The following is a 10,691-nucleotide window of genomic DNA, read 5'->3' as shown; positions in this document are numbered from 1 at the left end:
CACAGCGTCCTGGGCCCACGACCCGAACTCTCTGGAAGGCCAGGAGGAGTTCCGGAAGATCATGGCGAACTACGAACCGCCGTGGCGCGCCGACAGCACCGCGACCCTGGCCGCCACCGCCTGCTCCGGCGGTATGGCCGGGACGTACCCGTGCAAGAACGTCGACCTGCTCAGCGTCCTGCCGCTGGCCAGCATGGGCGGCGGCAACGGCAACAGCATGTGGGGCTGGACGGACTCCACCACCGGAAAGGAGTACATCATCTTCGGCCGGACCACCGGCGCCGCGTTCGTCGACGTGAGCAACCCGACCACCCCGGTCTACCTCGGCAACCTGCCGTCGTACAACGGCACGTCCAGTTCCTGGCGCGACATCAAGGTGTACGCCAACCACGCCTTCATCGGCGCGGACAGCATCAGCAGCCACGGCATGCAGGTGTTCGACCTGACCCGGCTGCGCACCGTGACCACGCCGCAGACGTTCACCGCCGACGCCCGCTACACCGGCTTCGGCAACTCGCACACGCTCTCCGTCAACGAGCAGACCGGCTACATCTACGCCGTCGGCACCAACACGTGCAGCGGCGGCGTGCACATGGTCAACGTGCAGAACCCGAAGTCGCCGGTGAACGCGGGCTGCGTGAGCAACGACGGCTACGTCCACGAGAACCAGTGCGTGGTCTACCACGGCCCCGACACGGCCTACAGCGGCCGGGAGGTCTGCTTCAACTACAACGAGGACACGCTGACCATCGTCGACGTGACCGTGAAGTCGGCGCCGGTGCAGCTGTCGCGCACCACCTACACCGGCGTCAAGTACTCCCACCAGGGCTGGCTCACCGACGACCACAGCCGCCTGCTGCTCGACGACGAGCTCGACACCGACCTGCCCGGCACCAAGACGTACATCTGGAACGTGTCGGACCTCAACGCCCCGCTGAACACCGGGGTCTACACCTCGCCGACGGTCCAGGCGACCGACCACAACCTGTACATCATCGGCAACAGGGCCTACCAGGCCACCTACCGCGCGGGCCTGCGGATCTTCGACATCTCCGGGATCGCGTCGAACACGCTCCAGGAGATCGCCTACTTCGACATCTACCCGGCCGCCAACAACACCGGGTTCAACGGCGCGTGGAACGTCTACCCGTTCTTCGCCAGCGGCACGATCGCGATCAGCGGCATCGAGCAGGGCCTGGTCCTGGTCAAGCACAACCCGGTGGTCGAGCCGCCGACGACCACGGTGTGGAGCGACACGTTCGAGACCGCGACCGGCTGGACCGTGAACCCCAACGGCACCGACACGGCGACCCTGGGCGCCTGGGAACGCGGCGACCCGGAGGCCACCACCTCCAGCGGCACCAAGCAGCTCGGCACCACCGTCAACGGCACCAACGACCTGGTCACGGGCCGGCTGGCCGGGACCAGTGCGGGCGCCTACGACCTCGACGGCGGCGTCAGCAGCATCCGCTCTCCCGCGATCACCCTGCCCGCGTCCGGCGTCCTGAAGGTCAACCTGTCGTGGTACCTGGCACACGGCAGCAACGCCTCCAGCGCCGACTACTTCCGGGTCAGCGTCGTGCACAGCGGCGGCACCACGCAGCTGTTCCAGCAGGCGGGCGCGGCGTCCAACCGCGACGGCGCGTGGACGGCGGGCAGCTGGAACCTGTCGGCGTACGCGGGCCAGCCGGTGCGCATCCTCATCGAGGCGGCCGACGCCTCCGGCGCGAGCCTGGTCGAGGCCGGCGTGGACGATGTCACCATCACGCAGCAGTAAGCCCTACTACCTGGTGCTGGGCATCGCGTTCCTGGCCACCGTGGCGTATGTGCTGACCGTCGTCCCCGGGCGGTCGGCACTTCCCCCGGTCCAGGCGGCGGCGCCCAGCCCGTCGCCGTCGCTGCACGGCGACGGGCTCTCCGACAGCCACGACGGCTACCTGATCCGCGCTGTCGCGCTGCCGGAGAAGCGGGGCAGGGCCATCCCGGTCGCCTTCCAGATCCTCGGACCCGACGGCAGGGCGCTGACCGAGTACGAGCCGGTGCAGACCAAGCTGCTGCACCTGTACCTGGTCCGCGACGACCTCAGCGGATACCAGCACCTGCACCCGGAGCTGCGCGACGGGACCTGGACGACCGCGGTCGACATCGGCGACGGCGGCGCGTACCGGTTCTACGCCGAGTTCCTGCCGAAGGGGCGCGGCGGGCACACCACGACGCTGGGCCTGCCGTTCGTCATCACCGGCGATACGAGGCTCGCGCCGCTGCCCGCGCCCGCACCGGACAGCAGGGCGGGGGCGTACACGGTGCACCGGCTCGACGGGACGGCGCATCTGCGGGCGGGCCGCTCCGGCCTGCTGCGCTTCGACGTGCCGGGGGCGGTGCTGGAGCCGTACCTGGGGGCGCTGGCGCACATGTCCGCGTTCGAGGTGCGCACGCAGGCGCTCACCCACCTGCACCCGGCGGCCGACGAGCTGACCTTCCACGTCCAGTTCCCCAACCGGGGCGAATACCGGCTGTTCATGGACTTCCAAGTGGCCGGGAAGCCCCAGCGGGCCGCCTTCACGGTCTTCGTCACCTGATGGCACGGGCCGCGGCGGGTGACCGCCGCGGCCCGAGGCGTGTCGCGTAGGTCCTGCTACCCGCCGCGATGGGTCGCCCTCTCTCGGCCGGGCGATGCCGTGTCGGCGCCTCCGTTCCGCTCCATGCCCGCGTCAACAACGGTCCTGGGTGATACACCTAGGCGAGCTGCCGGAGCCAGCTGCGGTGACGTGATTTACTTGGTGCAGCTTTGCGTGATGTAGTAATTGAAGAGGTGTTCAATTGCATGGTTGCATCAACGTGAAGCGGGTGGTTGGCGGTGCCGGTACCGCTGTATCAGAGCAAGGCAGAGTTCTTCCGTACGTTGGGGCATCCCGTGCGAATCCGGGTGCTGGAGCTGCTCGGCGACGGGCCGTTGGCCGTGCGGGACCTGCTTGCCGACGTCGACATCGAGGCGTCGAGCCTGTCGCAGCAGCTGGCGGTGCTGCGCCGGGCCGGGATCGTCGTCTCCTACCGTGACGGCGCCGCAGTGATGTACGCGCTGGCCGGCCCGGACGTGGCCGCCGTCATGCACGCGGCACGCCGCTTCCTCACCGACATGATCGCCAGCCAGGCGCAGCTGCTGGACGTCTTGAGCGATGCCGAGACCGAGGAAAGCGCGCCGGTGGGGCACTGATGAACACGGCAGCGACAGGAGTTTCGGGGCAGGCTCACCTGCTGCGGCTGCTGCCCAGGCGCACTGACCTGGTCGCGATGGGCCGCCAACCGCGCCAGGACCTGATCGCCGGGCTGACCGTCGCCATCGTCGCTCTACCGCTGGCTCTGGGGTTCGGCGTCTCCTCAGGCCTGGGCGCAGCGGCCGGGCTGGCGACCGCGATCGTGGCCGGGGTGCTCGCGGCGCTGCTGGGCGGGTCGAACCTCCAGGTCTCCGGGCCGACCGGGGCGATGACGGTGGTGCTGGTGCCGATCGTGCACCGCTTCGGGCCATCCGGAGTACTGACCGTCGGCCTGCTCGCCGGAGTGATCCTCGTAGTGCTCGCGGCCGCCCGGGCCGGCCGCTACATGCAGTACGTACCCGCCCCGGTGGTGGAGGGCTTCACGGTCGGCATCGCGGCGGTCATCTTCCTGCAGCAGGTCCCGGCCGCACTTGGCGTGCCGACCCCGGCGGGGGAGAAGGTCACCGCGGTCGCCTGGCAGGCCGTCGTCGGGTTCGCCCACGCCCCGAACTGGTCGGCGATCGCGGTGGCGCTTGGCGTCGCGGCGACGATGCTGTTCGGGGCGCGCTGGAAGCCGACGATCCCGTTCTCCCTGCTCGCCGTCGGCGCGGTGACGGCGCTGGCCGCGGCGGCACACCTTGGCGTCGCCCGCATCGGTGCGCTGCCCCCGACGCTGGCCGCGCCGTCACTTGCGTTCCTGCATCCGGCCGCGGTGCCGACGCTGCTGACCTCCGCCCTGGCCGTCGCGGCGCTCGCGGCGCTAGAGAGCCTGCTGTCGGCCACGGTAGCCGACGGGATGACCGTCGGGCAGCGCCACGACCCGGACCGCGAACTGTTTGGCCAGGGCATCGCCAACCTGGCCGCGCCGCTGTTCGGCGGGGTGCCGGCCACTGCCGCGATCGCCCGTACCGCGGTCAATGTCCGCAGCGGCGCCCGATCGCGGCTGGCCGCGCTGACCCACGCCCTGGCCCTCGCAGTGATCATGATCGCCGCCGCGCCCCTGGTCGCCCACATACCCCTCGCCGCGCTGGCCGGCGTGCTGCTGGCCACCGCGATTCGGATGATCGAGGTCAGCTCACTGCTGGCACTGGCCAGGTCCACCCGGTCCGACGCGGTGCTGATGGTGCTGACCGCAGCGGCGACCCTGGCGCTGGACTTGGTCGCCGCGGTCGGGATCGGCGTCGTGTTCGCGGCGTTCCTGGCTGTGCGGAAGATCGCCCGGGCCGCGACGCTCGAGCAGGTGCCCCTCGACGTGACCGACCACCAGGCGGAAGAGGGGGCGCTGCTAGCCCAGCACATCGTCGCCTACCGGTTCGACGGGCCGTTGTTCTTCGCCGCCGCGCACCGGTTCCTGCTCGAACTGTCCGAGGTCGCCGACGTGCGCGTGGTCATCCTGCGCATGTCACGGGTGTCCACCCTCGACGGCACCGGAGCTACGGTCCTGCGCGACGCGATCGAGCGGCTCGAGCATCGAGGTATCGAGGTCTACCTGTCCGGCGTGCGCCCGGAGCACGATAAGGCGCTGGCGGCGATCGGTGTCCTGACGCGCCTGCGCCGCGACCGCCGCGTGTTCGCGCACATCGGCGAAGCCGTCGCCGCAGCGCGGACACACCTGCACCACCACGGTGTGCTCGCACCTGCGCGGGCGTCGCTGGAAGAAGTGTGAGCAGCCGATGACACCGCAGCGGCGCGCGGCGTGGCACGACTGTGGTGAGCGGCCACGGCGAAGGCGGCGGAACGGGGTGTGGGATGTCGTGACACCTATCCAGCGCTCGGCGTGGCAGGGATATCTGTTCGTGATCCATGGCCTGATCCGGCGGTGAGCCGGGATGGGGTACGCGAGCAGGTCGCATCACGGCTTTTCGCCGCCCTGCACGCGCATCTGGACGCACACGCGGTGTCGTGGGGGCTGAACGGTGTACGGCTCCTGGCGGCCACCGGCCTCAGCGTCGACGGCTAATGATTGAACGTCACCGATGCAAAACGAAGAGCGTCGACTCACGAAACACCTAGCTGCCGATCGGGACGTGGGCCAGGTCATTCCACAGGTCCCGCATGGTGTGGTAGGCGCGGGTTGGCAAGGTGTGCAGGACGTCGATGACCTCGGGTCGGGCGTGGCTGCCTGCGGCGTGCGCAAGCAGCCGGTCGCGGGTGGCGGGGCCGTCGGTGAAGGCGGTCTCGATGTGGTTGGCAAGTTCGGTGCGGGTGACGGTCACCTGATCTCCTGGCTTTCACGTGGAGGTGCATAGTGGGCGTGACCCGTCGCCTGGGGAAGGCGAGACGGCGGGCCACGCCGGTCTACGTGCAGCTACCCGTGTAGTAGCGGGTCTGCGGCATGTCCGGTTCGACGCACAGCTGTGCCGACTTCAGGCAGGCGTCGACGCCGTGGTCATCGGGAACACGCCTTTCTGCGCAAGGCGTGTTCCTGCCCGCCGCTCTCAAGCACTTGCTAACTTTAGCAAGTAATAATGTTCGTCGGGTGGACGGGTGGTGTGACAACGTCTCAGTCGGGCATGCGGCGAACGACGCCATCTTCGTACGTGGTGCAGTCAGGTACGGTTTCGGGCGGCGAGGGGGTGCACCGGTGAGCAAACCGCTATATCAGGCCAAGGCGGACTTCTTCAAGGCGCTGGCCCATCCGGCCCGGATCCGGATCCTCGAACTGCTGTCCGAGCGCGAGCACGCGGTGTCGGAGATGCTGCCCGACGTCGGTCTCGAGCCGGCGCACCTGTCGCAGCAGCTGTCGGTGCTGCGCAAGATGAACCTGGTCGTGACTCGCAAAGAGGGCCCCAATGTCTACTACTCGCTGGTCAGCCCACACGTGGCCGAACTGCTCGCGGTCGCCCGCACCATCTTGACCGAGGTGCTGGCCAACCAGATGGGGTTGCTGGACGACCTGCGCGAGGCGCAGCGGTCCACCCCTGGCCGGTAGCCGCACCGGCCGCACTCGCCGCCGTTTCGGGTGGGCAGCGGTGCGGGTGGGGGTCTCACCCGGCCCGGAACTCGACTCCGCGCGGTGAGACATTAGCTGGTATCGCTGGACACCGGCCTCGACTACGGCGATAGTGCGGTAATCGAGGTCGGCGGAGGAGGTGCCATGCGACCTGAGCCCACGTCGGCCCCGGCCGACCCGGACGTGGTGCGGCAGCCCCGCCCGGTCGATCGCGAGCTGCGTCGGCTGCTGCGCAACGGCACGTTCGCACAGGTGATCGACCACGCGTTCACCACCCGGGGACTCAGCCTGGAACGCGTGCAGCATCATCTGGCGCGACGCGGGGTCCAGGTGAGCCGCGCGGCGCTGAGCTACTGGCGGCACGGGCGCAGCCGGCCGGAGCGGTCGGAGTCCCTGCGTGCGGTGACCGCCCTGGAGGAGCTGCTAGAGCTGCCGCCGGCGTCGCTGGTGTCGATGCTCGGCCCGCCGCGGCCGAGGGGGCGCCGTCCCGCCGAGCCCGGTACGGTCGACCGCCGCCGGCTCTGGCCGGCCCACGCCCCGCTGCTGGCCGCGCTCGCCGCGCCGCCGGACGGGCAGCTGCGCCATCTCGACGTCCAGGAACGCGTCCGGCTCGACGAGCGGCGGCGGCTCGCCTCCGTCACCTGTCGGCTGGTGCTGGAGGCGACCACCGACCGGGTGGACCGCTGCATGGTGTACCACTGGGGCGAGGGTCCGCCGCCCGAGCTGCGCAACCTGCGCTACTGCCGTCAGGGGCGGGTCCGGGCGGATGCCGAGGGCGGTGCCACGGTCTTCGAGCTGCGGCTCGACCAGCGGCTGGCGGCCACGGAACGCACCGTCGTGGAGTACGAGTACGGCTTCGCCGACTGGCCCGACGAGCTGACGTGGTACCACCATCGATTCACCCGCCCGGCGCGGCAGTACGTGCTCCAGGTGGAGTTCACCGACGGGCCGCCGGCCACGTGCGTGCCGTTCCGGCAGGCCACGCTGCAGACGCCCCGCCAGCTCGGGGCTCCCTTGTGGATCGGCGAGTCGCACACCGCGCACCTGGTGCTCACCGACGTGCCGCCGGGGCTGGTGGGGCTGCGCTGGGAGTGGGACTGAGGCCGGCGAAGGCGAGGAGCCGGCGGCCCGGGTGATGATCCGGGCCGCCGGCGGGGGGAGGGAGGAGGGTCAGGAGAGCGTGACGTCGTCCGCCGTCAGGACCGAGGCGCCGGTGGAGTTGCTGTGCTCGATCTTCAGGGTGTAGGTGTGCCCGGCCGTGACGTACGCACTGCCCTTCGTCCAGGAGCTGGAGTTGGAGCAGTACCGGTAGACCAGGTTCTGGGTGTACCCGGTGGTGCTGTCGGTCAGTGAGACCGTGGTGAAGTCACCGAATGCGGACGGGCAGCCGGACTCCTTGAAGTACAGCGAAGCCGAGGTCCGGCCGGTCGGAACGGTGAACGTCTGGCTGATCGAGGAGATGCCGCCCGCTCCGCCGATCTTCGCCGCGTAGCTGCCGGTACGGCCGGGGCTGACGGCGGCGGTGGTGCCGGTGGCCGACCAACCGCTGAGGCTGCCGGTCTCGAATCCGCCGTTGGCGATGCCGTCGGACGTCGGCGGCGCCGTCTGCACGGTCAGGGTGTACGTGGTCGTGCGGGCCGCGCTGCCACGGGTGCCGGTGACGGTGATCTGGTACGTGCCGGCCGGGGTGCCGGCCGAGGTCGTGAGGGTGAGGGTGCTGCTGCCCCCGCTGGCGATCTTCGTGGGGTTGAAGGTCGCCGCGGTGCCGGCGGGCAGGCCGCTGGCCGACAGCGTGATGTCGGCGGTCGGCGGCTGCGGCGGGGTGGTGCCGATCTGCTCGTTGGCCCAGTCGCCCATCGCGCTCCACAGCTTGCCGTGGACGTTGTAATAGCGGCAGTCGGTCCGCAGCCAGGAGAAGACGCCGTAGATCTTGCCGTTGTAGTAGTACGGACCACCGGAGTCGCCCTGGCACAGGCTGGTGCTGCCGTCGCCGTAGCCGTCGCAGAACATCGTGTCCGAGGTGAAAGTCGAGTCGATGTTCTCGCAGTTCTGGCCGTCGACCACCGGCAGGATCGTCTCGCGCAGCCTGGTGTTGCGGCCGCTGTCGTCCGATTCGGTCTTGCCGTATCCGAGCGCGGTGCCCCGAGTGCCCAGCGCCAGGCTGTCCGCGGAGGAGGCGATCGCCGGGAACGCCATCCCCGCTGGGACGGGGATGTCGGTCCTGGTGAAGATGACCGCCACGTCGTTTCCGTTGCGCCAACCGGTGCCGTCCTGCGGGCTGTAGCCGGGGTGGACCCGGTACTCGGCGATCTCGATCCGGGTGCCGGTGGCGGTGTCGGCGAGGTCGTCGCGCCCGTAGACCAGGTACTTCGGGTCGCCCTGGGCGAACTTGCAGTGCGCCGCGATCAGCACCGCTCGCGGCGCCACGACCGAGCCGGTGCACGACTGCTCCTGCGGCCGTGCACCACCGGTGCGGTGCTGCGAGATGACGAACGGGTACTTCGCCACCGTGGTGGGCGTGCCGTTCACCACGGCCGGTCCGGAACCGGTGCCCGAGGTGCCGCCCGTGCTCCCGCCACCGGTGAGGGCGCTGGTGGCGCTGATCGTGGTCGACAGCGTGCCGCCCGCACCGACCGATCCGGCCGCCGGGCTCGCGCTCAACGAGAAGTCGGTCGGTCCCGTCCCGTTGACCGTCAGACCCACGTTCACGGCATGGCTGGCGCTGGTGCCGGTGCCGGTGACCGTGACGGTCGAGGTGCCGGGGCCAGCCGACGAGGAGGCGGCCAGGGTCAAGGTGGATGATCCGCCCGCGGTGACCGACGACGGGTTGAACGACGCGGTGACGCCGGTCGGCAGGCCGGTCGCGGACAGCGTCACGGTCTGGGCGCTGCCCTTGGTGACCGCCGTGCTGATCGTGGTGGTCACCGACTGGCCCGGGTCGACACTGACCGACGACGGGCTGGCCGACAGGGAGAAGTCGTCGGCCGGCGCCGGTGTGCTGGGGAGGTAGAGCAGCCGGTTGGGGGTACCCGTGCGGATGTTGGTCATCTTGCCGGTCGTGGCGTTGTCGATGATCCACTTCTTCAGGTCCGCCGGGCTCGCGGTGGGATCCTGCGACAGCCTGATCGCCATCGCGCCGGCCACATGCGGCGCGGCCATCGACGTTCCGGACTTCTGGCCGTACGCGGTGTCGGAGGTGTTGACCGACGAGTCGATCGAGCTGCCCGGTGCGAACAGATCGGTGCACGGCCCGTCGTTGGAGTCGCCGGCCCGCTGATCGGAGCTGGTCGCGTTCGCGACCCGAACCGCGGCCTCGACCCGGCTGCCCGGGCCGTAGTCGCAGGCGTTGCCGCCGTTGTTGCCAGTGATCAGCGACCACTGCACACCGGCGGCGACGGCGCCCTTGATGGCGTCGACGCCGATGGCGGGGTCGTCGGCGTACACGCTCATGTTGACCACCGCGGGCTTCCTGGCGTTCCTGGCGATCCAGTCGGCGGCCACGACGATGTCGGTGTCCTTGCCGGTGGACTGACAGCCGAGGATGCGTACGGACCACAGGTTGGCCTTCTTGGCCACGCCGCGCGTTCGGCCAGCCGCGATGCCGGAGACGTGCGTGCCGTGGCCCTGCTTGGCGCTGTCGCAGTCCTCGCCGTTGGTGCTCGGCACGACGAAGTCGGCGGCGTACTTGGCGCGCCCCTCGAACTCCTGGTGGGTGTAGCGGATGCCGGTGTCGACGATGTAGATGTTCACACCCGCGCCGTCCGCGGGGTAGGCGTACTTCCTGTCCAGCGGCAGATTCCGCTGGTCGATGCGGTCCAGGCCCCAGTTGGCCGGGTTGTCCTGGGTCTCGGCGGCCCGGGACGTGCCCGACTGGGTCACCGACGCGACGCTCGGGTTGGCCGCCAGCCGCCGGGCCTGCTGCTCGGTCAGGTCCTCGGCGACGAAGCCGCGCATGACGGTGTCGAGCACGTGGGTGGCCTTGCCGCCGTAGCGGGCGGTCAGCGACCGGGTCGTCTGCGCCGCGTCCGATTTAGCCACGGCCTGATCCTTGAACGTGACCAGGTAGACGCCCGGCACGGGATGTTTCGCCGCGTGCCGGACTACGCCTTCCGGCTCGGCCGCCGCGGCGGGCAGGGCCGACGCCAGGACGGTCAGCACAGCCGTAGCCGTGGCTGTGAGCAGCGATGTTCGCCTTGTGGGCATGGTGCCTCCCGGGGATGCGGCTCCGCGGCGCGTCGTACCGCCGTCGAAGCCGGTGGACAGGGTGCCGACAAGGTAGGCCCGCGCTTCGCTGGGCCGGAGGCATAAGTGAATATTCGGCGATGTCAAGAAACCGCTGACTTGGTACGGTGTTGTCGCTCCTCAGAGCCGGTGTGACGTAACAGTTGTCACCAATGCTGCGGTCGATGTAACGGTGTGGCCATCCGCGTCGCCCACGCCCGGTCATGCAAGCCTGGCAGCGAACGGACGCCGCCGGTGACCCC

The 10,691-nt window shown here is 70.0% G+C and carries 8 protein-coding genes; 6 read left to right on the top strand and 2 right to left on the bottom strand.

The window, feature by feature from the left end:
- The 4 genes from QEZ54_RS34585 to QEZ54_RS34570 all read left to right on the top strand — a co-directional run.
- Positions 1-1,777: choice-of-anchor B family protein (locus QEZ54_RS34585; protein WP_281308994.1), on the top strand; the 1,777-nt coding region annotated here is incomplete at its 5' end.
- Positions 1,755-2,579: a hypothetical protein gene (locus tag QEZ54_RS34580; RefSeq protein WP_281308993.1), complete on the top strand. Its 825-nt coding sequence runs from the start codon at positions 1,755-1,757 to the stop codon at positions 2,577-2,579. The genes QEZ54_RS34585 and QEZ54_RS34580, both read left to right, overlap by 23 nt.
- A 278-nt stretch (positions 2,580-2,857) precedes the next feature.
- Positions 2,858-3,214, top strand: a complete 357-nt coding sequence (locus QEZ54_RS34575) for a metalloregulator ArsR/SmtB family transcription factor (RefSeq protein WP_281308992.1) — start codon at positions 2,858-2,860, stop codon at positions 3,212-3,214.
- A gap of 77 nt (positions 3,215-3,291) precedes the next feature.
- Positions 3,292-4,920 (top strand): SulP family inorganic anion transporter, encoded by a 1,629-nt coding sequence (locus tag QEZ54_RS34570; protein WP_281308996.1) that lies wholly within the window; start codon positions 3,292-3,294, stop codon positions 4,918-4,920.
- A gap of 343 nt (positions 4,921-5,263) precedes the next feature.
- Here QEZ54_RS34570 and QEZ54_RS34565 read toward each other — a convergent pair whose 3' ends face one another.
- Entirely contained in the window at positions 5,264-5,470 is a 207-nt protein-coding gene (locus QEZ54_RS34565) for a DUF2795 domain-containing protein (RefSeq protein ID WP_281308991.1), read from the bottom strand.
- Positions 5,471-5,838: 368 nt separating this feature from the next.
- On the opposite strand from QEZ54_RS34565, the gene QEZ54_RS34560 reads away from it, so the two are divergent.
- Both QEZ54_RS34560 and QEZ54_RS34555 read left to right on the top strand, forming a co-directional pair.
- The gene (locus QEZ54_RS34560; RefSeq protein WP_281308990.1) at positions 5,839-6,186 is read left to right on the top strand and encodes a metalloregulator ArsR/SmtB family transcription factor; all 348 of its coding nucleotides are present in this window, start codon (positions 5,839-5,841) and stop codon (positions 6,184-6,186) included.
- Between the two features lie 165 nt (positions 6,187-6,351).
- On the top strand, positions 6,352-7,308 hold the full coding sequence (locus QEZ54_RS34555) for a hypothetical protein (RefSeq protein ID WP_281308989.1): 957 nt from the start codon (positions 6,352-6,354) through the stop codon (positions 7,306-7,308).
- Positions 7,309-7,377: 69 nt separating this feature from the next.
- Here QEZ54_RS34555 and QEZ54_RS34550 read toward each other — a convergent pair whose 3' ends face one another.
- Complete coding sequence (locus tag QEZ54_RS34550) at positions 7,378-10,365, bottom strand: S8 family serine peptidase (RefSeq protein WP_281308988.1); 2,988 nt, start codon at positions 10,363-10,365, stop codon at positions 7,378-7,380.
- Positions 10,366-10,691: the final 326 nt, after the last annotated feature.

It is taken from the genome of Catellatospora sp. KI3, assembly GCF_029948125.1.
In the GTDB taxonomy this organism is placed as follows: Bacteria; Actinomycetota; Actinomycetes; order Mycobacteriales; family Micromonosporaceae; genus Catellatospora.
The sequence above is the reverse complement of the archived record's forward strand: the minus strand, read 5'-3'. Positions and strand labels throughout refer to the sequence as shown.